The sequence below is a fragment of the Nonomuraea sp. NPDC049607 genome (genome assembly GCF_040675375.1).
In the GTDB taxonomy this organism is placed as follows: Bacteria; Actinomycetota; Actinomycetes; order Streptosporangiales; family Streptosporangiaceae; genus Nonomuraea.
In genome coordinates, this window is sequence record NZ_JBFAOV010000005.1 from 336,613 (window position 1) to 361,837 (window position 25,225).

16 protein-coding genes are annotated in these 25,225 nt (G+C 73.3%); 12 read left to right on the forward strand and 4 right to left on the reverse strand.

The genetic code is table 11. The annotated features are described in order from the left end of the window. Positions 1–52 precede the first annotated feature (52 nt). From AB0J97_RS13545 to AB0J97_RS13560, 4 genes are all read right to left on the reverse strand, one after another. Positions 53–1,600: an MFS transporter gene (locus AB0J97_RS13545; RefSeq protein ID WP_364087984.1), complete on the reverse strand. Its 1,548-nt coding sequence runs from the start codon at positions 1,598–1,600 to the stop codon at positions 53–55. 24 nt (positions 1,601–1,624) lie between these two features. Then, positions 1,625–2,683: a glucose-1-phosphate thymidylyltransferase gene (locus AB0J97_RS13550; RefSeq protein ID WP_357696706.1), complete on the reverse strand. Its 1,059-nt coding sequence runs from the start codon at positions 2,681–2,683 to the stop codon at positions 1,625–1,627. Positions 2,684–2,756: 73 nt separating this feature from the next. Beyond that, complete coding sequence (locus AB0J97_RS13555; RefSeq protein WP_364087987.1) at positions 2,757–5,822, reverse strand: BTAD domain-containing putative transcriptional regulator; 3,066 nt, start codon at positions 5,820–5,822, stop codon at positions 2,757–2,759. A 215-nt stretch (positions 5,823–6,037) separates the two neighbouring features. Continuing rightward, on the reverse strand, positions 6,038–6,232 hold the full coding sequence (locus AB0J97_RS13560) for a hypothetical protein (RefSeq protein ID WP_364087989.1): 195 nt from the start codon (positions 6,230–6,232) through the stop codon (positions 6,038–6,040). 367 nt (positions 6,233–6,599) lie between these two features. On the opposite strand from AB0J97_RS13560, the gene AB0J97_RS13565 reads away from it, so the two are divergent. From AB0J97_RS13565 to AB0J97_RS13620, 12 genes are all read left to right on the forward strand, one after another. Continuing rightward, a complete protein-coding gene (locus tag AB0J97_RS13565; RefSeq protein WP_357696699.1) occupies positions 6,600–6,926 on the forward strand; it encodes a hydroxyisourate hydrolase in 327 nt (108 codons plus the stop codon). Positions 6,927–6,944: 18 nt separating this feature from the next. Then, positions 6,945–8,669: a 2-isopropylmalate synthase gene (locus tag AB0J97_RS13570; RefSeq protein ID WP_364087992.1), complete on the forward strand. Its 1,725-nt coding sequence runs from the start codon at positions 6,945–6,947 to the stop codon at positions 8,667–8,669. 57 nt (positions 8,670–8,726) lie between these two features. Then, a complete protein-coding gene (locus AB0J97_RS13575) occupies positions 8,727–11,498 on the forward strand; it encodes an AAA family ATPase (protein WP_364087994.1) in 2,772 nt (923 codons plus the stop codon). Between the two features lie 210 nt (positions 11,499–11,708). Next, complete coding sequence (locus tag AB0J97_RS13580) at positions 11,709–11,897, forward strand: acyl-CoA carboxylase epsilon subunit (RefSeq protein ID WP_357696693.1); 189 nt, start codon at positions 11,709–11,711, stop codon at positions 11,895–11,897. A 187-nt stretch (positions 11,898–12,084) separates the two neighbouring features. Further along, positions 12,085–13,077, forward strand: coding sequence for a DUF1702 family protein (locus AB0J97_RS13585; protein ID WP_364087997.1), 993 nt, complete (start codon positions 12,085–12,087; stop codon positions 13,075–13,077). A gap of 144 nt (positions 13,078–13,221) precedes the next feature. Next, a complete protein-coding gene (locus AB0J97_RS13590) occupies positions 13,222–14,199 on the forward strand; it encodes a DUF1702 family protein (RefSeq protein ID WP_364087999.1) in 978 nt (325 codons plus the stop codon). After that, complete coding sequence (locus AB0J97_RS13595; RefSeq protein WP_364088001.1) at positions 14,196–16,142, forward strand: CRTAC1 family protein; 1,947 nt, start codon at positions 14,196–14,198, stop codon at positions 16,140–16,142. Before AB0J97_RS13590 ends, AB0J97_RS13595 begins: the two co-directional genes overlap by 4 nt. 4 nt (positions 16,143–16,146) lie before the next feature. After that, positions 16,147–17,118 carry an enediyne biosynthesis protein gene (locus AB0J97_RS13600; protein ID WP_357696685.1) on the forward strand — a complete coding sequence of 324 codons (972 nt, stop codon included), beginning with the start codon at positions 16,147–16,149 and terminating at the stop codon, positions 17,116–17,118. Next, on the forward strand, positions 17,115–22,853 hold the full coding sequence (locus AB0J97_RS13605) for an SDR family NAD(P)-dependent oxidoreductase (protein WP_364088003.1): 5,739 nt from the start codon (positions 17,115–17,117) through the stop codon (positions 22,851–22,853). Before AB0J97_RS13600 ends, AB0J97_RS13605 begins: the two co-directional genes overlap by 4 nt. A gap of 3 nt (positions 22,854–22,856) precedes the next feature. Then, a complete protein-coding gene (locus AB0J97_RS13610; protein ID WP_357696681.1) occupies positions 22,857–23,285 on the forward strand; it encodes an acyl-CoA thioesterase in 429 nt (142 codons plus the stop codon). Between the two features lie 22 nt (positions 23,286–23,307). Continuing rightward, on the forward strand, positions 23,308–23,847 hold the full coding sequence (locus AB0J97_RS13615) for a flavin reductase family protein (RefSeq protein WP_357696679.1): 540 nt from the start codon (positions 23,308–23,310) through the stop codon (positions 23,845–23,847). Continuing rightward, a complete protein-coding gene (locus tag AB0J97_RS13620) occupies positions 23,844–25,208 on the forward strand; it encodes a cytochrome P450 (RefSeq protein ID WP_357696677.1) in 1,365 nt (454 codons plus the stop codon). Before AB0J97_RS13615 ends, AB0J97_RS13620 begins: the two co-directional genes overlap by 4 nt. The last annotated feature ends 17 nt before the right edge of the window (positions 25,209–25,225 follow it).

The window sequence follows — 25,225 nt, forward strand, 5'->3', positions numbered from 1 at the left end:
GGGCCCGGTTCCCCGGGCCCGCCTTCGTGTGCGCTCAGTCCTTGGTGTGCGCTCAGTCCACCAGGACGGGTTCCTGGTCCGGCTGGTGGTGGCCGTCGTGCACGCCGGCGAAGGGCGCCACGCCGCGCAGCCGGACCAGCGCGAGCACGGCCAGCACGGCGCACAGGGCGGCGCTCGCCCACGCGACCGCGTGCAGCCCGGCGGTGAACGCCTCGCGGGCCGCGCCGAGCAGCGCCGCGCCCTGGTCGGCGGGCAGGTCCCGGGCCACGGCGACCGCGCCGGTGATGCCGTCCTGGGCGAGCGCCGGGGTGCCGGTGGGCGGGGTGAACGCGCCCCGGTAGACCACGGTGCCGAGGCTGCCCAGGGTCGCGACGCCGAGCGCGACGCCGAACTCGCCGCCGGTGGCCACCAGCGAGGCGGCCGAGCCGGCCTTCTCCGGCGGGCTGGTGCTCATCGCCACCTGGTTGATCATGCCACCGACCGGGCCGACGCCGAAGTAGCACACGCCCAGGAAGACGATCAGCGCGGTCACCGCGCCCACCACGACCTGGGTGAGCAGGAGCTGCCCGACCACCGCGATCACCATGCCGCCGCCCAGCAGGTACGCCGGCCGTACCCGGCTCGCCAGCCGCGGCGTGAGGTTGATCGAGACGATCAGCGCGACGGCCGGCCCCAGCAGCCACAGCCCGGCCTCCAGCGGCGACATGCCCTCGACCGTCTGCAGGAACAGCGCGACCTCCATCCCGGTCCCGGTCTGCAGCGCCCCGCACAGCAGCCCGATCAGCACGGCGGCGGTGAACGCGCGGTGGCGGAACAGCCGCACGTCCAGCAGCGGGTGGGTCAGCGCGCGCTGCCGGTGCACGAACACCGCGGCCATGAGCAGCCCGGCGGTGACCGCGACGGCGGGACCGGCGCCCCAGCCGTCGCGGGCGACCGCCTTGAGCCCGTAGATCAGCGGCAGGATGGCGCCCAGCGACAGCACGACGCTGACCAGGTCGATCCGCCCGCCGGCGGGGTCGCGGAACTCCGGCAGCAGCGGGGCCGCCGCGAGCAGCAGCAGCATGACCGGCACGCCCATCAGGAAGACCGATCCCCACCAGAAGCGCTCCAGCAGCGCGCCGCCGACCACCGGGCCGAGCGCGATGCCGAGCATGAAGGCCGTGCCCCAGGCGGCCATGGCCAGGCCGAACTGCCGGGGGTCGCGGAACATGACGCCGATCAGGGACAGCGTCGAGGGCAGCAGCGTGGCCCCGGCGACGCCGAGCAGGGCGCGGGCCAGGATCAGCATCTCGGGGCTGGTGGAGAAGGCGGCCAGCAGCGACAGCAGGCCGAAGGCCGCGCCGCCGGCCAGCAGCAGCCGCCGGCGGCCGATCCGGTCGCCGAGCGAGCCCATGGTGACCAGGAACCCGGCGGTCATGAAGCCGTAGATGTCGGTGATCCACAGCTGCTGGGTGGCGTCCGCGCCCAGGTCGGAGCTGAGGTGCGGCAACGCGAGGAACAGCACGCTGATGTCCAGGGCCACGAGCATGGTGGGCAGGAACAGCGCCACCAGCCCGAGCCACTCTTTCCGCCCCGCGCGCGGGGCGCCGTCGTCGGTCACGTCCTCACTCCTTGTTCCCTGGGTTCATGTGGTCAGCTCGATCCGCGTGTGGTCGCCGACCACGAGACGGTGGTCGCTGCGGCCGGGAGCGACGGTGGTGTAGCGCCCGATGAGCGAGCCGCGCAGGCCGCTGGCGGCCACGATCGAGGCGCCGTCGAGCACGATGGAGTCGGACAGGCGGGTGGAGCGCACCACGCAGTCGCGTCCGATGGAGGTGCCGGGCCCGATGTGGCTGTCCACGATCAGGGTGTCCGGGCCGATGATCGCCGGTCCCTCGACGACGGAGGCGACCACCCGCGCGCCGGGGCCGAGCACGACGTCGCCGCGTACCAGACTGGCGGCGTCCACGTGGCCGGCGATGTCGCGGGAGAGCCGGGCCAGCAGCCGCCGGTTGCACTCCAGGACGTCGTCGACGCGGCCGGCGTCGCTCCAGTAGCCGCGGTAGAGGCTGGCCCTGACCTCCTGGCCGGAGGTCAGCAGCCACTGGACGGCGTCGGTGATCTCCAGCTCGCCCCGGCGTCCGGGGACGATCCGGTCCACCGCCTCGTGGACGGCCGGGGTGAAGAAGTAGACGCCGGTCATGACCAGGTCGCTGCGCGGCCGTTCCGGCTTCTCCACCACCCGCAGCACCGCGCCGGTCTCGTCGGTCTCGACGACGCCGAACGGCCGGGGGTCGGCCACCCGGTGCACCACGATCTGGGCGGCCGGGCGCAACGCGTGGAACTCCTCGGCGATCGGCCCGATCCCGTCTGCCAGGACGCAGTCGCCCAGGTACATGACGAAGTCGTCGCCGCCGAGGAAGGGTCGCGCCAGCTTGACGCAGTGGGCCAGCCCCAGCGGGCGGAGCTGGCGGATGTAGGTGACGCGCGTCCCGAACCGTGAGCCGTCGCCGACGACCTCGGCGATCTGCGCCTCCCTGTCGCCGACCACGAGGCCGATCTCGGTCACGCCGAGCGCGCGCAGGCTCTCCAGCACGTGTTCCAGGACCGGTTTGTTGGCGATCGGGATGAGCTGCTTCGGCATGGAGTGGCTCAAGGGACGCATGCGGGTGCCGGACCCGCCGGACAGCACCAGAGCCTTCATGCTCGCCAGAATCCCAACGGCGGACCCCCGCGGGCATCTCTGACAGTGCGGGATGACGCCGGAGGGCCGCGGGCTACCCGATGCCCTCCACGAGCCCGGCGGCCGAGGACAGGTTGTCGCGCAGCCGCTGACCGGCCCGTTCGTCGACCGCGTCGGCCAGTTCGTGCACCCGTGACAGCGCCCGTTCCGCCGCGCTGGCGTCGCCGAGGGCGACCAGCACCTCGCTCAGCATCGTGAGCGTCTGCGCCTCGAACAGCGGCGCGCGCATCTGGCGGAACAGCGTGACCGCCTTGCGCAGGCGGCCGATCGCGTCGCCGGGCTCGTTCGCGGTGACGGCCAGCTCGCCCAGCCCGGCCAGGGCGTGCGCCTCGGCCAGGCGGTGGCGGGCGGTCTCGGCCACGGCCAGCGCCCGGCGCAGCAGGTCGGCGGCCTCGCGCAGCCGTCCCCTGCGCAGGTGGGCGATGCCGAGGCCGTGCAGGGCGAAGGACTCGCCGACGGTGTCGCCGATCTCCTCCACCAGCGTGAGCGCCTCCTCGAACGCGCCCGCCGCCAGCGCGAACTCCTCGGCCTGCAGGTGCACCCGGCCCATCCGGTGCAGGATCTGGGAGATGATGCGCCGGCTGCCGCCGCTCTTGCCGCGGACCAGCGCCTCGGCGAGCATGATCTTGGCGTCGTCGATGTCGCCGCACTCCGACCTGATGGCGGCCAGGTTGTCCAGCGTGTGCGCGGCCGAGATCTGGTCGCCGATGTCGGTGAAGATGGCCAGCGCCTGTTCCAGGTGCGTCGCGGCGGCCTCCAGCTGGCCGTTCATGCGTTCCAGGAACGCCAGGTTCCGCCGGGACCGGGCGATCTGCACGACGTTGCCGATCTTCTCGAACAGCGTCAGGGCGGCCTCGAAGTCGCGCCGGGCCTCGCCGAAGTGCTGCTCGGTCTGCGCCAGCGTGCCGCGGACGCACAACATCTCGGCCTGGCCGCGCTCGTCGCCCGCCCGGCGGGCGGCCTCCAGGGCGATCTCCTGGATCTCGCGCCAGTCGTCGAGGTAGACGTGCAGCTCGAAGAACGGTTCGGCGTTCATGGCGGTACGCCAGCACAGCTCCACGAACCCGGCCTGGGCGGCCTGGCGGATGCCGGCGAGCAGCACGTGGCGCTCGCGCTCGAACCAGCCGATCGGGTCGGCGATCAGCCGCTCGACCAGCTCGGCCGGGAGCGGCGAGTCGGGGGCGGGGCTCAGGTGGGGGCCGGCGGGCGGGCCGTACTCGCGGGTCCTGGCGGTCTCGGTGAGCCGGTGCAGCGCGCCGAGCACGCGGGCCAGCGCCGCGGTGCGCTCGGGGGGCGGCTCCTCGGCGGCCAGGCGTTCGTGGGCGTAGACGCGGACGAGGTCGTGGAAGCGGTACTGGACGTTGACGTTCCTGCCGGCGCCCGCGACCTCGATGAGCTGGGCGTCGACCAGGTCGTCGAAGAGGTCCTGGGCGTCGGCCAGCGGCCGGTCGAGCAGGGCGGCGCCGGTCCAGGCGGAGAAGATGTGCGAGTGCAGGATGGCCAGGCGGCGGAACAGGCGGCGGGCCTGCTCGCTGAGCGCGTCGTAGGTGAGCGACAGGCTGGCCCTGATGCCCATGTCGCCGTGCTTGAGCTCGTCCAGGCGGCGGGCCTCGTCGCCGAGCCGGTCCACGAGCTGCTCGACGGCCCAGTGGGGGCGTGAGGCCAGGCGGGCGCCGGCGATGCGCAGCGCGAGGGGCAGGAAGCAGCACAGCTCGGCCAGGGCGGCGGCCGACTCCGGCTCGGCCCGTACGCGTTCGGCCCCGGCGATGCGCGACAGCAGCTCGACGGACTGGGCGGCGTCGAAGAGGTCGACGTCCACGTGGGTGGCGCCGGCCAGGCCGCCGAGCCGGGTCCGGCTGGTGGTGATGACGGCCGAGGTCGGGCTGCCCGGTAACAGCGGCAGCACCTGGCTCTCGGCGGCGGCGTCGTCGAGCACGATCAGCATCCTGCGGTCGGCCAGCAGCATGCGGTACAGCTCGGCGCGCTCGCCGAGGGTGTCGGGCAGCGCCGTCCCCTGCACGCCGCAGGCCCGCAGGAACCGGTCGAGCACCTGCATGGGGTGCACCGGGCGGGAGACGCCGCCGTGCAGGTCGGCGAAGAGCTGGCCGTCGGGGAAGTGCGCGGCGACGCTGTGCGCGGCGTGCACGGCGATCGTGGTCTTGCCGATCCCGGCCCGTCCGGCGACGGCGATGATGGGCACGGCGAAGCGGCCGTCCCCGGCCAGGGGGACGGTCACCCGCTGCCTGATGACGTCGAGCTGCGCCTGCCGCCCGATGAAGTCGGCGATGTCGGAGGGGAGCATGCCCGGCACCGCGGGCGGACGGGCGGGCGGCTCGGGCGGGGCCACCGCGGCGGGCGGCTGGGCCTCCAGGCTCTCGTCGGAGGTGAGGATGGCCGATTCGAGCTGCTGAAGGCGTTCGTTGGGCTCGATGCCCAGTTCCTCGACGATCACCCGGCGGGCGTCGCGGTAGACCTGCAGCGCCTCGGCCTGGCGTCCGGAGCGGTAGAGGGCGACCATGAGCTGGGCGGCCAGCCCCTCCCTGAGCGGGTGTTCCTGCACGAGCGCGGCCAGCTCGCCGACCAGTTCGTGGTGGCGGCCGAGGTCCAGTTCGAGCTGGACGCAGTCCTCGTTGGCGGTGACGCGCTGTTCGGCGATGCCGCTGGCCAGCGCCTGCACGGCCCTGCTGTCGATGCCGTCGAAAGCCGGGCCGCGCCATAACGCCAGCGCCTCGCGGTAGTGCTGGATGGCCTCGGGGAAGGAACGGCCGTCCCTGGCCTTGCGAGCCCGGCTCACAAGGCTCTCGAAACGGCGTGCGTCGATCGCGTCGGCGGGGGCGCGCAACATGTAGCCCTGCCGGGTGGTGACGATCATCTCGGGATGGCCGTGGGCGCTGAACAGGCGCCTGAGCGCGGAGATGCAGATCTGCACCTGTGCGCGCGACGTGGCCGGCGGGTCCTCGTCGTAGATCGCCTCGACGAGGCGGTCCAGAGTGACCGAGTGATTGGCGTTCAGGATCAGGACGGCGAGGACGATCTGCTGCCGCGCCCCGCCCAGATCGAGCTGTCTCTCGCTCGCAGTGACCTCGAGCGCACCCAACACGCGAAACTCCACCCGCATCCCCTCAAACAAATCACCGCCCTCGGTCGGAGATCTTTCCCGACGCGACCGGAATCCGGGCGTGTTTGCCATGATGAGCGGCGTAATTGGTGCTTACCCCTCAAAAGTTTCTGCCATGGTTGGGTGGATGGTACAACGCCCTTGGGTATGTGGCCAGTTTTGGATCGTTTCAGGGTGATACGGGTTCCCTGTCGCCGTCAGTCCTGGAAGACACCCTCGATCAGACCCCAGGGCCAGTCCATGGTGCCGTTGACGCCGTCGTGCTGGACGGCGGACGGGACGGCGTGCGCGGGGGCGGGGGCGGCGGCGATGGCCGCGAAGCCGGCGAGCGCGGCGAGCACGAGGGCGAGGGCGAGGCGGACGCGGGCGGTGATGGCGGTGGTCGCGGTCATTTCGATCTACCTCCGTGTGATTACCGCGGTCTTGTTCGCGGCTTCGGAATGGACGCTCACACGGTCCGCAATTCACGCTTTATCCATCTCCTTTTCACCGGCCATCAGCGCACGTTGGACGCTGTGCACACCGATCCCGGCCCCCGCCGGCGATAGCCGGGATAGCGCAAAATAAGAAGAACGCCTCATCTGCGATCGCACGGCGATCGGACGGCGATAGCGCGGCGATAGCGGCCGGAGGTCCGGCGAATAGCAGGCGACGCCAGCCTGGGCGCGAGCCCGGGCGGCGCGACGCTGTCGCCGTCCGGGTGGCCACGTGCGCGGAGGGCCCGCGCGGACCACTCGGAGAGGTTCGATGGGAATAGCGGTGCAAGCCCAGGACGCCGTCTACGGCCGGGGGGCGGCTGATCTGCACGTACGCCTCGACCATGACGCCGACGGGCAGTGGGTGCTCGAAGCCGAGACCCGTACGGATCAGGACGGATCGGTCAGCGCATGGGCCGACCGCCTGCTCGACCGCGGCCTTTACCGCATCGTGTTCGCCACCGACCCGTACTTCGTCGGGCTCGGGCTGCGGCCGGCCTATCCGGAGATCGTCGTCACCTTCCGCATGGTGGACGAGACGGCCGTGAACAACATCGTGGTCCTGATCTCGCCGTATTTCTCGACCGTCTATTTCGGATCGCTCAGCTGAAGGACAGTGAGGCCGGACATGAAGATCAGCCGCTATCGCCCCTTCCCGCGGATGCCGCTCGGCGACCGCGCGTGGCCGGACGCCGTGCTCACCGCGCCGCCGCGCTGGCTGTCCACCGACCTGCGGGACGGCAACCAGGCGCTGCCCAGGCCCATGGACCCCGAACGCAAGCTGGTGCTGTTCGACCTGCTGGTGGGCATGGGCTACAAGGAGATCGAGGTCGGCTTCCCGGCGGCCAGCCAGGACGACCACGACTTCGTCCGGCTCCTGGTCGAGCGTGACCGCATCCCGGACGACGTGTGCGTGACCGTGCTGACCCAGGCGCGCGACGAACTGATCGAACGCACGATGGAGAGCGTGATCGGGGCGCCCAGGGCGACGATCCACCTCTACAACGCGACCTCGCCGGTGGCGCGGCGGCTGGTGTTCGGGATGAACCGGGACGAGTGCAAGGATCTGGCAGTCCAAGGAACCCGACTGGTCATGAAATATGCCGATAAATTGCTTGAAGAGGGCGATGTCCGGTTCCAGTATTCGCCTGAGCACTTCCACGACACCGAGCCGGACTTCGCGCTGGAGGTCTGCGCGGCCGTCATGGACGTCTGGCAGCCGGGCCCCGACCGGCCGATCATCCTGAACTTCCCCACCACGGTCGAGCGCTCGACCCCCAACGTGTTCGCCGACCAGATCGAGTGGCTGCACCGCAACCTGCCGCACCGCGAGCACGTCTGCCTGTCGGTGCACACGCACAACGACCGCGGCACCGGGGTCGCGGCGGCGGAGCTGGCGCTGATGGCCGGCGCCGAGCGCGTCGAGGGCTGCCTGTTCGGCAACGGCGAGCGGGCGGGCAACGTCTGCCTGGTCACGCTGGGCCTGAACCTGGCCACCCAGGGCGTCGACCCCGGCGTCGACTTCTCCGGCCTCGACCGGGTGCGGCGCGTCGTCGAGGAGTGCACCGGGCTCGCCGTGCCGCCGCGGCACCCGTACGGGGGCGACCTGGTGTTCACCGCGTTCTCCGGCGGGCACCAGGACGCGATCAAGAAGGCGTTCGACGCGATGGACCGGGAGGCGGCCCGTACCGGGCGGGATCCGGCGGAGCTGCCGTGGGAGGTGCCGTACCTGCCGGTGGACCCGCGGGACCTGGGACGCACCTACGAGGCGGTGGTCCGGGTGACCAGCCAGTCGGGCAAGGCGGGCCCGGCGTACCTGCTGAACGCCCGGTACGGGATCACGCTGCCGCGCGGGCTGCAGATCGAGCTGGCGCGGGCCGTCCAGGCGATGGCCGAGGCCGGGCAGGGCGAGGTCGAGCCGGAGCGGATCAGGCGGCTGTTCGAGGAGGAGTACAGGGCGGCGCCCGTCGGTGACCCGGCCGGGGCGGTGGCCACGCTGTACGTCGACGACGGCACGTACGGGCAGGCCCGTTCGGCCACGGTGGCGGCGCTGCGCGCGGCGCTGGAGGCCGCCGGCGTCCGGGTCCGCGCCGTGCACCACCTCGACGGCGCGACCGGCGCGACCGGCGGCGAGGTGGCCGTCTACGCCCGGTGCGGGCTGGACGGCGGCACGGCGTGGGGCGCCGGCGCCGGGCCCGAGGCCGGGGCCGCGGCCCTGGCCGCCGTGGGCGCGGCCCTGGCCCGCGCCCGCCGCGAGGGCCGGCCGCCCGCCGCCCCCGCCTCCGGCCTGCCCCTTCCCGAGGCGGGACGCCGGCGCCCGGCCAGGAACCGGCGCCAGATGGCGGGACGATAGAGATCGAATACCGCCCCGGCCTAGCGTGAGCGCAACACGACATGTGGGGAGACGGCCATGACTCTCATCGAACGGCAGGAGGAGATGTCCTGCCTGGAGTCGCTCGTCGCCAACGCCATCCTCGGCCGTGGACGGGTCGCGCTGGTCGGCGGGCCCGCCGGGACGGGCAAGAGCGCGCTGCTGCGCACGCTGTCCGAACAGGCCATAGAGCTGGGCGCGCTCGCGGTGACGGCGACAGGATCGCGCATGGAGCAGGACCTGCAGCTCGGCCTGCTCCGCCAGCTCATCCAGGACGCCCCCTTGGTCGAGGAGGAGCGCGAGCGCTCGGAGAAGCTGCTGGCGGAGGGCGTGCGGACCGCGACCGCGGCGCACGCCGACGCCGAACGGCTGCTCGACCCGCAGGTCGTGCACGCGCTGGTCACGGTGCTGCTCGACCTGTCCGAACGTTGCCCGCTGGTGGTCGTCGTGGACGACGTGCACCACGCCGACCGCACCTCCCTGCTCTGCCTGGCCTACCTGGCGCGGCGGGTGCGGAACGCGCGGATCGTGGCGGTGTTCGCGCTCAACGACCGCCAGGGCACGGACGGGCCGTTGGAGACCGACCTGCTGCGGCTGCCGCACTGCCTGCGCCTGCAGCTCGCCCCGCTGTCGCGCAGGGGCGTGGCCGCGCTGGTGGCGGGCCAGGTGGGGCTCAGCGCGACCGAGCGGTTCGCCGACGAGTGGCACACGATCAGCGGCGGCAACCCGCTGCTGGCCGGTGAGCTGGCCGCCGATTACCGCCAGCACCTGCGGGCCGTGGAGGCGCCGCCGCGCGAGCTGGTCGTCGGCGACCGGTTCGTCCGGGCGGTCGAGACGTGCCTGCGGCGCAGCCACCCGCGTACGGTCCGGGTGGCGCAGGGCCTGGCCATCCTCGGCGAGGCCGACGGGCTGGCCGAGATGCTCGAACTGCCCGCCGTGGACGTGAGCAGGGAGCTGCTCACGATCGGCGCGACCGGCCTGCTGCGCGGCGGCGGCTACCGTCACGAGGCGGTGCGCTCGGCGGTGCTGGCCGGCATGGACCTGTCCGAGCGCAAGGAGCTGTACCGCCGCGCCGCCGAGCTGGCCTACACGCGGGGCGTGCGCCCCGGCGTGGTCGCCGACCGCCTGCTCCAGGCCGCCAGGGTCGAGGCGCCGTGGGTGGTGCCCACGCTGGAGGAGGCCGCGCTGGCCGCGCTGCGCAAGGGCGAGGTGGAGTCGGCGGTGGCCTACCTGAAGCTGGCCTGGCGCGAGTGCACCGACGAGCTCCAGCGCTCCAAGCTGATGACCATGCTCGTACGCGCGGAGTGGCGGATCAACCCGGCCGCCCCCGCCGGGCACCTGGACCAGCTCACCGAGGCCCTGCAGAAGGGCAGCCTGCACGGCAGCGACGCCGTCGTGCTGGCCCGCGCGCTGCTGTGGCACGGCCGCTTCGAGGACGCCCGCGACGTGCTGGAGCAGCTCAACCAGGAGGCGTCGGCCTCCGACCACGCGACGCTGGCCGAGTTGGTCGTGGCGCAGCTCTGGCTGCGCGTGACGTGCCCGCCGCTGGCCGCCTACGTGGCCAACCCGCCCCGCGAGCACATCCTGGCCGGCATGGTGTCGGTCGCCGTCAACCGGCGGCTGGAGTCCACGCTCGCCCTGGCCGAGGTGCTGACCCACGGCCCGCGCGAGCACAACCTCGACGCCGTCGAGCGCATCCTGGAGGGCGAGCGGCTGGACGAGATGTCCCTGGACGTCGTGGAGAACTCCCTGCTCGCCCTCACCTACGCCGGGCGCTGCGAGCGCGCCGCGCCGCTGTGCGACCTGTTCGGCGACGAGGCGGCGGCCCGGCAGGCGCCCAGCCGCCGGGCCCGGCTGGCGGCCATCCGGGCCGAGATCGCGATCCGCCAGGGCGACATGCCGGCCGCCGAGCGGCACGCCCGCATCGCGCTGGACACGATCCCCATGAGCAGCTGGGGCGTGGCCATCGGCGGCCCGCTGGCCAGCCTGGTCATCGCGCTGACCGCGATGGGCCGGCACGAGGCCGTGCGCGACCCGCTGGACCGGCCGGTCGCCGAGGCCATGTTCCAGACCCGCTACGGCCTGCACTACCTGTACGCCCGCGGCCGCTACAACCTGGCCGGCGAGTCCTTCGTCCCGGCTCTGCACGACTTCCTGCGCTGCGGCGAGCTGGTGACGGCCTGGGGGCTGAACAACCCGGCGCTGATCCCCTGGCAGGCCGACGCCGCCGAGGCGTGCCTGCGGATGGGCCAGACGGAGGAGGCCAGGGAGCTGATCAAGGCCCACCTGGACGGCTGCGGCCCCGGCGCCTACCGGGGGCGCGGCATCGGGATGCGGCTCAAGGCGGCCGTCTCCGAGCCGGCCCGCCGTCCGGCGCTGCTGCGCCAGGCGGTGGAGTACCTCCAGCTCGCCGGCGACCGGTACGAGCTGGCCAGGGCGCTGTTCGACCTGGTGGAGGCGTACGAGGCGCTGGGCGAGTACCGGCGGGCCCGCACGGTGGCGGGACGGGCGCAGGCGGCGGCGCTGGAGTGCGGGGCCGAGCCGATGATCAGCGCGCTCAGCCGGGCCGCGGACGCGGACGGCGCGTCCTCCCCCCTGCCGGGGGACCTGATCGGCGTGCTGAGCGTCGGCGAGCGCCGGGTCGCGGCGCTGGCGGCGGCCGGCTACAGCAACCGCGAGATCGCGGCCAAGCTCTACATCACGATCAGCACCGTCGAGCAGCACCTGACCCGCACCTACCGCAAGCTGAACATCCGCCGCCGGGCCGACCTCCCGCTCGTGGTGGAGTTCGACGACCAGGCGCGACCCTGACCACCCAACCCTGACCACCCGCATCCCGGCCCCCGCCCTTCCTGCCCCCTGAGCAGAGGCAGGGGGCACGGGGCCGGGGGTAGGGGGCGGGGGGCGGGGGTGCGGGACGGGGGCACGGGGCGGGCCTTCGTCGCCGGACCGGGCTCGGGCGTGTGCACCGGGCATGCAGGAAGTTGCGGGCGTGCGGGCCCGCGGGCGAGCGTCGAAGGCATGGAACTCACCGTGGTGCGGGGGCAGGCGACCCCCGAAGAACTCGAAGCGGTCGTCGCGGCGGTCTTCCGCCGCCTGGCCGAGGCGGCCGAGCGCGAGGCGTCGGCCTGGTCGGACCCGTCCGTCCTGGTGCGCAGGCCGCTGCCCGGCGGAGGCGGCGACTGGCGGCTGGCGGCCTGGGCGAGCTGACCCCCGTGCGCCGATCGCGCACTTTGCGACATGCCCGTGGCGCCGGTCCGGCCGCATCCTGAAGCGGACCCGTCGTCCGCCAGGGCGGGACGTGCCCCCAACTCCCCCGCCGGGGACGGCCGTCCCCGGGCCCGCGCATGGGCCGTTCGCAGGCGGGGTCTTCACGTTCCTGGAGGAGGAGCACACCATGTCGTCTCTGCTCGGTTCGCTGCGCCGGCTCGTGCTGGCGCCATCCCTGGCCGACGTGACCTTCGGCGCACGCGGCTTCCCCGTCGTCCCCTCGGCGCTCACCGACCGCCTGGAGGCCATCCCGCAGGCCGTCGTGTGCGGCTTCGAGTGGGGCATCGACGTCCGCGACCAGTGGGAGATCGAGCGCCGGCTGTCCCTGGTGGACGTCGAGCAGCGCGGCTTCGCCTACGAGGGCGCGACGATGGCCTTCACCGTGCTCGACGCCATGGGCGGCGGGCGCGGACGGCGTACCCGGGACCTGCTGACGGGCCCCGGGCAGCCGCACATCTTCCTGGCCTACATCGGCATCGGCTTCGCCATGGCCCGGCTGCCGCGGGTGTTGTGGAAGAAGGTGCTGCCGGACCTGAGCGGCACCCCGTACCACCCGACGATGAGCTGGCTGGCCGTGGACGGGTACGGCTTCGACCTGGCCTACTTCCACACCCGCCGCCACGTGGACGGGCAGCAGGTGCCCGACCCCTACCCCTGGCAGGGCGACGCGGCCTACTTCCCGCGCGCCGTGGACCAGGGCGTCGGCCGGGCGTTGTGGTTCATCCACGGCGGCAGGCCGGGCGAGGTGGCCGCGGCGGTGCGCGCGTTCGCCCCGGGCCGGCAGGCGGACCTGTGGAGCGGGGTCGGGCTGGCGGCCACGTTCGCCGGGTGCGAGGCGGGGGCGGCGGCGGTGCTGCGCGAGGAGGCCGGGCAGCACCGGGGCGAGCTCGCCCAGGGGTCGGTGTTCGCGACCAAGGCCCGGGACTACTCGGGGTTCGTCCCGGAGCATTCGGCGGCCACGGGCGCGGTGCTGACCGGGCTCGACGTTTCCGGCGCGGTCGCGCTCGCCGACGACAGCGAAGTCGTCGCGGGCACGTCGGAACGCGTCCCGGATTACGAGCTGTGGCGCGGAAGGGTGCGCGCGCATTTCGCGGTCGAGGCCGAAGTACGGTCCCACTGACCGGCGTCCCCGAATAAGCACGTCATTCGCTTTCGCACGCCCAAAAATGACCCTCCGAGCTGAGCAAACCCGAAGTTGTCCGGCCACCGGGCGGCATGTGTCAATGAAATTGAATTGTTCGGGCTATAAGCGGCGGAGGCTCAATTGGCAAGCGCATTGCGGTCGCTCAGACGCAAAATTCTGGTGCCGGACGTCAGCGAGACGAAAATCGAGACGCGCGGCTTCTGGGTGAAGAACGCGGCATCCACCGAAATACTGGAGACGGTCGGCGAATACTTTCTCGCCGGTTACGCCTACGCCGTGGAGTCGCGCACCGTCGCCGAGGCCGAGGACCGGCTCGAAGAGGTGCCCGCCCGCTTCCGCGGCTTCGCCTACGAGGGCGCGGGCATGGGCTTCGCCATCCTGGACTGCATGACCTTCGGCAATCTGCGCCGGGTCAACGCCTTCCTCCAGGGACGCGGCCACCACCACAACTACATGGTCTACGTGGGGATCGGCTGGGCCATGGCCCGGCTCCCCCGCTTCCTGTGGCCGAAGCCCGGCCTGCTGGACCCGCTGCTGCTGTGGCTGGTCCACGACGGGTACGGCTTCCACCAGGCCTACTTCCACACCGACCGGTACGTGCACCAGCAGGTGCGCGAAGCCCGCTTCTCCTGGCCGGCCGGCCAGGAGGAGTACGCGGCCCACGCCCTCGACCAGGGCATCGGCCGCGCCCTGTGGTTCGTCGCCGGCACCAGCGCCGAGCGGGCGGTCACGCTGCTCGAACGGTTCCCCGAGTCCCGCCACGCCGACCTCTACGCCGGCATCGGCCTGGCCGCCACCTACGCGGGCGGCGCCGACGACGCCGAGCTGCGGTGGCTGCGCGAGCGCGCCGGACCGCACCAGGGGCCGCTGGCCCAGGGCAGCGTGTTCGCCGCCGAGGCCAGGATCCGGGCCGGGCTGCTCTTCCCGCACACCGAGTCGGCCGTGGGCGTTCTCTGCGGCACCACGGCGGAGCAGGCGGCCGAGGTGAGCCGCGCGACCCGTCCCACCGCGACATCGCATGACAAGCCGCCCGCCTATGAGGGGTGGCGCCGGCGCATCGCCGAGACGTTCGTCTTCCATGGAGGTGTTCCCTCGTGACCTCGGTAGCCGCGTGGTTGCGCAAGCAGGCGGCGGGCGTCGCCGCACTCGCGCTGATGATCGCCGTCTTCGCGATCGGCCACCCCACCTTCGCCTCCGACGCGACCAAGGCCGGGATGGCCGGCGCGTACGGCTTCAAGCCCCTGAGCATCGCGATGCCGGGCGGCGGCCCGGCCAAGACCGTCCGCAAGGTGAACCAGGCCTACAAGCACATCGACGCCTGGATCTCCTCCGTGGGGGCCGCGATCGCGCTCAACGACCTCGACGGCAACGGCAGGGACGACGACCTGGTGATCGTGGACCCGCGTACCGACCAGGTGGTCGTCACGCCGGCGCCGGTCGAGGGCGGCGCCGAGCGGTACCGGCCGTTCGCGCTGTCGCTCGGCTCGCTGCCGATCACCGACGCGATGGCGCCCATGGGCGCGGTCCCCGCCGACTACAACGACGACGGCCGCACCGACCTGCTGGTCTACTGGTGGGGCCGGACGCCCACGCTGCACCTGCAGCGGCCCACGGCGTCCCGGTTCGAGGCCGCCGCCTTCGACGCGGCCGAGCTGGTGCCCAACTCCGGCGGCGCGAAGTACACCGGCGAGCTGTGGAACAGCAACGTCGCGACCGTCGCCGACTTCGACGGTGACGGCAAGCAGGACATCTTCGTCGGCAACTACTTCCCCGACGGCAGCCCCATCCTCGACAGCCGCGTGGACGGCGGCGTGCAGATGAACCACTCGCTGTCCAAGGCCCTCAACGGCGGCCGGGACTACTTCTTCCGCGGCACCGGCAACGGCGGCTTCACCCGCCTGGACGGCGTGCTGCCCTCCGACGTCTCCACCGGCTGGGAGCTGGGCGCCACCAGCGCCGACCTCGACGGCGACGGCCTGCCCGAGCTGCTGCTGAACAACGACTTCGGGCCCGACCACCTGCTCTACAACGTCTCCACCCCCGGCACGATCAAGTTCTCCCCCACCATCGGGACGCACGAGATCGGCGTGCCCAAGTCGAAGGTGCTCGGCGAGGACTCCTTCAAGGGCATGGGCTCGGACGCCGGCGACCTCAACCGCGACGGCGTGCTCGACTTCTTCGTCAGCAACATCACCACCCCGTACGGCATCCAGGAGAGCAACTTCACGTTCCTGTCCACCGTCAAGACCCAGGCCGAGCTGCGCGAGAAGCTGCGGCAGGGCGAGGCGCCGTGGAAGGACCTCAGCGCCGAGCTGCGCACCGCCTGGTCCGGCTGGGGCTGGGACCCGAAGATCGAGGACTTCGACAACGACGGCGAGAACGAGATCGTCCAGGCGACCGGGTTCATCAAGGGCGACGTCAACCGCTGGCCGCCGCTGCAGGAGCTGGCCGCCGCCAACGACGGCGTGACCAGCAACCCCAAGTCATGGCCGAACGTCACCGAGGGCGCCGACATCGCCGGCGCGCAGACGCTGGCCTTCTTCGCCAAGGGCCCCGACGGCCGCTACGCCAACCTGTCGGAGCAGCTCGGCCTGGCCGTGCCCGTGCCGACGCGCGGCATCGCGACCGGGGACGTCAACGGCGACGGCCTGATCGACTTCGCGGTGGCCCGCCAGTGGGAGGCCCCCGCCTTCTACCTGAACACCAGCCGCTCGGCGAACGCGTTCCTCGGGCTGCGCCTGCAGTACGACAGCCCCTCCGCGGCCGGCCCGCTGCCCGCCGCCGGCTCGCCGGTGATCGGCGCGACGGTGACCGCCACCACGCCCGACGGCCGCTCCTTCATGGGCCGCGTGGACGGCGGCAGCGGCCACTCCGGCAAGCGCGCGCACGCGGTGCACATCGGCCTCGGCGCGAACGTGACCGGCCCCGTGCGGGTGAAGCTGAACTGGCGCGACCGCGCCGGGCAGCGGCACCAGCAGGAGCTCACGCTCACCCCCGGCTGGCACACCCTCCAGCTCGGCTCGCAAGCGAAGGAGAAGTGACGGCATGGCCGACAAGACGATCACCCCGCCACGTCACGATCCCAAAGTGATCACGGCGCTGCGCCGGTTCGCGATCTCGATCACGATCTTCAACATCCTCGGCTACACCGTGCTGGGGTTCGAGCAGCCGTGGTCGTGGCCGTTCGTGGCGCTGGCCACCGGCTACACCGTGGAGATCATCCTTGAGGTGATCGGCGCCCGCCAGGAGGGCCGCGCGCCGCGCTTCCTCGGCAACGGGCCGCGCGGGCTGATGGAGTTCCTGTATCCCGCGCACATCACCTCCATCGCGCTCAACATGCTGATCTACGTCAACGACCAGGTGCTGGTCATGATGTTCGGCGTCACCGTCGCCGTGGGCGCCAAATGGGTGCTCAAGGCGCCGGTGCGCGGGCGGATGCGGCACTTCATGAACCCGTCCAACTTCGGCATCGCGATCATCCTGCTGCTGCTGCCGTGGGCCAGCATCGCGCCGCCGTACCACTTCACCGAGAAGGTCGACAACCCGATCGACTGGATCATCCCGGGGATCATCATCATCGGCGGCACGATGATCAACGGCAAGCTGACCGGCCGCATGTGGCTGATCGGCGGGTGGGTGGGCGTCTTCGCCCTCCAGGCCGTGGTGCGCGGGCTGATCATCGACGACATCTCCATCCTCGGCGGGCTGTCGATGATGACCGGGGTGGCGTTCATCCTGTTCACCAACTACATGATCACCGACCCGGGCACGAGCCCGTCCAGACCGCTGTCCCAGGTCGCCTTCGGCGGCGGCGTCGCCGTGGTGTACGGCCTGCTCATGGGGATGAACATCCCGTACGGGATCTTCTTCGCCACGGCGGCCGTCTGCCTGATCCGCGGCGGCTTCCTGTGGGCGCTGCACATCGTGAACAAGGCGCGCGAGCTCGACGCCGCCAGGGTCAGCGCAGCCGCCGCCCAGGCGCTGCAGCACGCGCGGGAAGAGGTCGCGAAGGCATGACGAGGATCGCGATCGTCGGCATGGCCTGCCGGTACCCTGACGCCGCCTCGCCCAGGGAGCTGTGGGAGAACGCGGTGGCCGGCCGCCGCGCCTTCCGCCGGCTCCCGGACGAGCGCATGCGGCTGGAGGACTACTGGGACCCCGATCCCGCAGCGCCGGACCGCTTCTACGCCAAGACCGCCGCGGTCATCGAGGGCTACGCCTTCGACCGGGTGGCACACAAGATCGCCGGCAGCACGTACCGGTCGACCGACCTGGCCCACTGGCTGGCCCTCGACATGGCCGGCCGGGCCCTGGCCGACGCCGGGTTCGCCGACGGCGAGGGGCTGCCGCGCGAGCGCACCGGCGTCGTCGTGGGCAACACGCTCACCGGCGAGTTCACCCGGGCCAACGTGCTGCGGCTGCGCTGGCCGTACGTGCGGCGCACCCTCGCCGCGGCCCTGAAGGACCAGGGCTGGGACGACGAGCGCCTGGCCGCGTTCCTGGCCGACTACGAGGAGTCCTACAAGAGCCCCTTCCCGCCGGTGGACGAGGACACCCTGGCCGGCGGCCTGTCCAACACGATCGCCGGGCGCATCTGCAACCACTTCGACCTCAACGGCGGCGGCTACACCGTGGACGGGGCCTGCTCCTCGTCCCTGCTGTCGGTGGTGACGGCCGGCAAGGCACTGACCGACCGCGACGTGGACGTGGCCCTCGCGGGCGGCGTGGACCTGTCCATCGACCCGTTCGAGGTGATCGGGTTCGCCAAGACCGGCGCGCTGGCCAAGAGCGACTTCCGCCTGTACGACCGGCACTCCAACGGGTTCTGGCCCGGCGAGGGCTGCGGCATCGTCGTGCTGATGCGCGAGGAGGACGCGCTGGCCGCCGGGCGGCGGATCTACGCCACGATCGCCGGCTGGGGCGTCTCCTCCGACGGCAAGGGCGGGATCACCCGCCCGGAGGTGAGCGGTTACCTGCTGGCGATGCGCCGCGCCTACGACAAGGCCGGGTTCGGCCCCGAGACCGTCGAGCTGTTCGAGGGCCACGGGACGGGCACGGCGCTCGGCGACGCGACCGAGCTGACCGCGCTGTCGCGGGCCAGGGAGTCGGCCGCGCGGCCGGCCGCGGTCGGCTCGATCAAGGGCATGATCGGCCACGCCAAGGCGGCCGCGGGCGTGGCGGGCCTGATCAAGGCGGCCATGGCCGTGCACGAGCAGGTGCTGCCGCCGACCATCGGCTGCGTCGACCCGCACCAGGTGCTCACCGACGAGGGCGCCACGCTGCGGGTGCTGCGCACGGCCGAGCCGTGGCCGCAGGGCGCGCCGCTGCGTGCCGCGGTGACCGCCATGGGCTTCGGCGGCATCAACACGCACGTGGTGCTGGAGAACACCGGCCCGCGGCGGCGGGCGTCCAGCCGCGTCAAGGCGCTGGCCGCCGCCGCGCAGGACGCCGAGCTGTTCCTGCTGGACGGCGGCTCCTGGGACGAGCTGCGCGGCCTGGTGTCGGAGCTGCTCGCCTTCGTGCCCAAGGTGTCCTACGGCCAGCTCGCCGACCTGGCCGCCACGCTGCGCGGGCGGCTGCGCGGCCTGCCGTGCCGGGCGGCCGTCGTGGTCTCCTCGCCCGACGACGCCGTACGGCAGCTCACCCGCGTGCTGACGGTGCTGGAGTCCGGCGAGAACACCCTGTCCACCCCCGACGGCAAGGCGTTCGCGGGCCGCGCCTCGGCCCGGCCGAGGATCGGCTTCCTCTTCCCCGGGCAGGGCTCGGGCCGCGGCACCGACGGCGGCGCGCTGGCCAGGCGCTTCCCCGACGTCGCCGAGGTGTACGCCACCGCCGCCCTGCCCGCCGACGGCGACATGGCGGCCACCGAGATCGCCCAGCCGCGCATCGTCACCGGCTCGATGGCGGGCCTGCGGGCGCTGTCGCTGCTCGGCATCGAGGCGGACGCGGCCGTCGGGCACAGCCTGGGCGAGTTGTCGGCCCTGCACTGGGCGGGCGCGATGGACGAGGACGCGCTGCTGCGCGTGGCGACCAAGCGCGGCCGGGCGATGCGGGAGCGCGGCGAGCCGGGCACGATGGCCGGCGTGCGGGCCGCGCCGGAGAGCGTGCCGGCGCTGGTGGGCGACCTGCCGGTGGTGATCGCCGGGTACAACGGGCCGCTCCAGACCGTCGTCGCCGGGCCGGTGGCGGCGGTGGAGGAGGCCGGCCGCCGGGCCGAGCGGGCCGGGTTCACCTGGACCAGGCTGAACGTCTCGCACGCCTTCCACTCGCCCCTGGTCGCCCCGGCGGCCGAGGCGCTGGCCGGTTACCTGGCGGAGGAGCGGTTCGGGCCGGTCGCCCGCCGCGTCGTCTCCACCGTCACCGGCGGCGACCTGGCTCCCGGCACCGACGTCCCGGAGCTGCTGCACCGGCAGATCACCGCCCCCGTACGGTTCGCCCAGGCGCTGGGCTCGCTGGCCGCGGACGTGGACCTGCTGGTCGAGGTGGGCCCCGGCCGGGTGCTCAGCAGGCTGGCGGCCGAGCTGACCGATGTGCCGGCCGTCGCGCTGGACACCGACGGCGAGTCGCTGGCCGGGCTGCTCGGCGTGGCCGGCGCCGCGCACGTGGCGGGCGTGCCCGTCGCCTGCGAGGAGCTGTTCCACGGGCGGCTGGTCAAGCCGCTGGAGATCGGCGCGGTGTTCTCGTTCTTCACCAGCCCGGCCGAGCAGGCGCCGCAGGTGCGCGTCAAGGCCGCCGCCCCGCAGCCGGCGGAGCGGGCGGCCGAGCAGGGCGGCGGGACGGCGGCCAAGCCGGGCGAGTCGACGGTCGAGCTGCTGCGGCGGCTGGCCGCCGAACGCGCCGAGCTGCCGCTGGAGATGGTGACCGAGGACAGCAAGCCGCTGGACGAGCTGCACCTCAGCTCGGTCACCGTCATGCACATCATCGACCAGGCCACCCAGCATCTGGGCGTGCCCGCGGGCATGGCGCCGGCCAACGTCGCCACCGCGACGCTCCAGGAGCTGGGCGAGGCCCTGGACCGGCTGGCCGCGCAGCCGCGCGCCCAGTCGGCGCGGGGCGTGACGGGCGCGGCGCCGTGGGTGCGCCCGTTCGCCGTGGACCTGGACGAGCAGCCGCGGCCCCGGCGTACGGCCGAGGAGCGCGACGGGTCGTGGCAGGTGTTCGCGCCCGCCGGTTCGCCCCTGGCGGGGCCGCTGCGCGAGGCACTCGAAGGGGAGAAGATCGGTTCCGGTGTCCTGGTGTGCCTACCCGCGCGGTGCGCGGCCGACGACCTGGAGCAGGCGCTGCTCGGCGCCAAGGCGGCCCTGGCCGGCGGGCCGGGCGCCCGGTTCGTCCTGGTCCAGCACGGCCGGGGCGCGGCGGGGCTGGCCAAGACGCTCCATCTGGAGAGCGGCGTGCCCACCACGGTCGTGCACCTGCCGCACGACGCGCCGCAGGCCGCCGCCTGGGTAGCCGCCGAGGCGGCCGCCACGGCGGCGTTCTGCGAGGTGCACTACGACGCCGACGGCACGCGGCGGGTGCCGACACTGCGCGCGCTGCCGTACCGGCAGGAGCGGACGGAGGAGCCGCTGACCGGCTCCGACGTGCTCCTGGTGACCGGCGGCGGCAAGGGCATCACCGCCGAGTGCGCCATGGCCATGGCGAGTGGGGCGGCCGGTGCGGCCAAGGTGGCCGTGCTCGGCCGCTCCGACCCCGCCCAGGACGAGGAGCTGGCCGCGAACCTGCGGCGCATGGCCGCGACCGGGCTCACCGTCCACTACGCCAGGGCCGACGTCACCGACGCCGCCCAGGTGCGGCGGGCCGTGGCCGAGGCCGAGCAGGCGCTCGGGCCGGTCACCGCCGTCCTGCACGGCGCCGGGCGCAACGAGCCCGAGGGCGTCGCCGGGCTGGACATGGACGCCTTCCGCCGCACGTTCGCCCCCAAGGTGGACGGTCTGCGCAACGTGCTGGAGGCGGTCGAGCCGGGACGGCTGCGGCTGCTGGTGACGTTCGGCAGCATCATCGGCCGGGCGGGCCTGCACGGCGAGGGCCACTACGCGACCGCCAACGAGTGGCTGGCCGACCTGACCCGCGAGGCGGGCGAGCGGCACCCCGGCTGCCGGGCGATCTGCATGGAGTGGTCGGTCTGGTCCGAGGTCGGCATGGGCGAGCGGCTGTCGGTCGTGGACCGGCTGGTCGAGCAGGGCATCACGCCGATCCCGGTGGACCGGGGCGTGGAGATCATGCGCCGCCTGGTGAGCGATCCCGACGCGCCCGGCGTGGTGGTGATCAGCGGGCGGACCGAGGGCATCCACACCGTGCGCCGCGAGGAGCCGGAGCTGCCGCTGCTGCGCTTCGTCGGCGCGCCGCTGGTCCGCTACCACGGCGTGGAGCTGGTCAGCGAGGTCGAGGTGAACGCCGGGACCGACCTGTACCTGGCCGATCACCTGCTGGACGGCAACCTGCTGTTCCCGGCGGTGTTCGGCCTGGAGGCCATGGCCCAGGTGGCGTACGCGGCCACCGGCCGTCCCGGGGCGCCCGTCGTCGAGCAGGCGGAGTTCGTCCGGCCGATCATCGTGCCGCCCGACGGGAGCACCACGCTCCGGGTGGCGGCGGCGGTCACCGGGCACGACACGGTCGCCGTGGCCATCCGCAGCCAGGAGACCGGCTTCGACGTCGACCACTTCACGGCCGTGCTGCGCCTGGACGCCGGGGCCGCGCCCGCCGGCCCGCCCGAGCAGGCCGGCGACGAGCTGCCGCCGGTCGCGCTGGACCCCGACACCCAGCTCTACGGCGAGGTGCTCTTCCAGGGCAGGCGCTTCCAGCGGCTGCGCCGCTACCACCGGGCCGCGGCCCGCGAGGTGGACGCCGACCTCCAGGTGGCGCAGGAGTGCGACTGGTTCGCCGGGTTCCTGCCCCCGGACCTGCTCCTGGGCGACCCCGGCATGCGGGACGCGCTGATGCACGGCAACCAGGTGTGCGTGCCCGACGCCACTCTGCTGCCGACCGGCATCGAACGCGTCCACCCGGCCGGGGCCGCGCTGTCCGGCGCGGACGAGGTGCGCTACTGCGCCTCCGAGCGGTCCAGGGACGGCGACGCCTACGTCTACGACGTCGCGGTGCGGACGAAGGACGGCGAGGTCGTCGAGCGCTGGGAGGGGCTGCGGCTGCAGGCCGTGCGGAAGAAGGGCGGGGCCGGTCCGTGGGCCGCGCCGCTGCTCGGCCCGTACCTGGAGCGCACGCTGGAGGACCTGACGGGCGCGCGGGTGGCGGTCGCCGTGGAGCCGGGCGAGGGCGCCGGCGACCTGGCCGCGGCCCGGCTGGCCGTACCCGGTGCGGCGGGCGGTGTGGCCGGAAGTGCGGCGGAGGGTGTGCGGACGGTGTCGGCCGGTGTGCCGGGCCTGGCGGTGTGCGTGGCGGCCCCCGGGCCGGTGTCCTGCGCCGTCGAGACCGTCACCCCCACCGACCCTGGTGACGATCGGGACGGCGGCCGGGACACGCTCGCCGGTGAGATCGCCGCGGCCTGCGGGGACGACGCGGGCACCGCCCGCGCCCGCATCCGCGCCGCGCTCACCTGCCTGCGGACCACCGCACCCGCCGGAACGGCGGCGGGTGCGGCGGACGGGACGGACGTGCCGCTCGCGGTGGACAGGGCCGGGTCCGACGGCTGGGTGGTCCTGACCGGCGGCGGCGTGACCGTGGCCACGCTCGCCACCCGGGTGAACGGCCTGCCCGCCCCCGTCGTCGTCGCGATCCTCACCGAAGGGCGGTCCTAGCCCATGGGCACCTACTACGAGTACCTGCACACGGTCGGCTTCGAGGAGACCAACCTCGTCGGCAACGTCTACTACGTCAACTACCTGCGCTGGCAGGGACGCTGCCGCGAGATGTTCCTCATGGAACGGGCCCGCGACGTGCTCGACGACCTGCAGGACGACCTCAAGCTGTTCACGCTCAAGGTCGACTGCGAGTTCTTCGCGGAGATCACGGCCTTCGACCAGCTGTCCATCAGGATGCGCCTGATCGAGCTGGCGCAGACGCAGATCGAGTTCGGCTTCGACTACGTCCGGGTCACCCCGGGCGCGCCCGAGGTCCTCGTCGCCCGCGGCAGGCAGCGGGTGGCCTGCATGCGGGGGCCGAACACCAAGACCGCGCCGGCGAGGGTGCCCGAGCCCCTGGTCAGGGCGCTCGAACCGTACCTGGCCTAGAACCCGGACCCAGGAGGTCACCGTGCAACTCCACTCATCGGCCCCGGCGCCGCGGATCGCGGACGTCAAGGCGCTGCGCGACGCGTTCGGGGCGTTCGCCACCGGCGTCACCGTGATCACCACGGGCGGCGAGGTCCCCCACGCCATGACCGCCAACTCCTTCACCTCGGTCTCGCTCGACCCGCCGCTGCTGCTGGTGTGCGTCGGCAAGGGCGCCGTGATGCACCAGTGCATCTCCGCGGCGACGTCGTTCGGGGTGTCGGTGCTGGCCGGGCACCAGGAGGCCGAGGCGCGGCACTTCGCCGACCGCTACCGGCCGCTCGGCCTGGCCCAGTTCGCCGACGTCGAGGTGACGCCGGGCGAGGTCACCGGGGTGCCGCTCATCGCGGGCGCGGCGGCCCGCTTCGAGTGCCGGGTCTGGCGCGCCTACGACGGCGGCGATCACACGATCATCGTCGGCGAGGTGCTGTCCGTGGGCCGGCGGGACGACTGCGACGGCCTGCTGGTCCACCGGGGCCGCTTCGGGGAGACCTCCCCGGCCCCGCTGAAGGTGTCGGCGTGACCGCGCTGGGCACCCGCCCGGTGGCGCCGGGCGGCGTGCCGCCCGGCCCGCCGCCCTGGGCGGCGCCCGTGCTGTACCGGCGACTGGTCACCGACCGTCTCGCGCTGCTGTCCAAGGCGACCGCCCGGTACGGCGACGCGGTGCGCATGACGATCGGCCCGAAGGCCATCTACCTGTTCAACCATCCCGACCACGCCAAGCACGTCCTGGCCGACAACAGCGGCAACTACCGCAAGGGCATCGGCCTGGACGAGGCCCGGCGGGTGATCGGCGACGGCCTGCTGACCAGCGACGGCGATCGCTGGCGGCAGCAGCGCAGGACCATCCAGCCGCTGTTCCAGAACAAGCGGCTGGCCCAGCAGGACACCGTGCTGGCCGAGGAGGCCGGCCGCCTGGTCGAGCGGCTGCGGGCCCGGGTGGGCGGCGGGCCCGTGGACGTGGCCGGGGAGATGACCGGCCTGGCGCTCGGCGTGCTCGGCCGCACCCTGCTGGAGGCCGACCTCGGCGCGCACGACTCCATCGGGCACGCGTTCGAGGGCGTCCAGGACCAGGCCATGTTCGAGATGGTCACGCTGGCCATGGTGCCGTTGTGGCTGCCGCTGCCGCTGCACCTGCGCTTCCGGCGGTCCCGGCGGGAGCTGTACCGGGTCGTGGACCTGCTGGTGGCCGAGCGGCTGGCGAACCCGACCGGCGGCGGCGATCTGCTGTCGCTGCTGATCGGGTCCACCCGGCTGCGGGAGGACCCGGCCGGCCGGCAGCGGCTGCGGGAGGAGCTGGTCACGGTGCTGCTGGCCGGGCACGAGACCACCGCCAGCACGCTGTCGTGGGCCTTCCACCTGCTGGACCGGCATCCGGAGGTGCGCGAGCGGGTGCGGGCGGAGGCCGTCTCGGTGCTGGGCGACCGGCCGCCGACCTACGAGGACCTGCGCAGGCTCACGTACACGGCGGCGGTGCTGGAGGAGGTCATGCGGCTGTACCCGCCGGTGTGGGCGCTGACGCGGGTGGCGCGGGAGGCCGACGAGGTCGGCGGCTACCGGGTCCCGGCCGGGGCGGACGTGCTCATCAGCCCGTACACGCTGCACCGGCATCCGGCGTACTGGCGGGATCCGGACGCGTTCCGTCCCGAGCGGTTCGAGCCGGGCGCGCCCGCCGACCGGCCGCGGTACGCCTACATCCCCTTCGGCGCGGGCCCGCGCTTCTGCGTGGGCAACCACCTGGGGATGATGGAGGCCACGTTCGTGCTGGCCATGGTCACCCGCGAGCTGCGGCTGACCGGGCTGCCCGGACGGCGGGCGGTCCCGGAGGCCATGCTGTCGCTGCGGGTGCGCGGCGGGCTGCCGATGACGGTGAGCCCGGCCTAGGGAACGAGCCGGAGAAC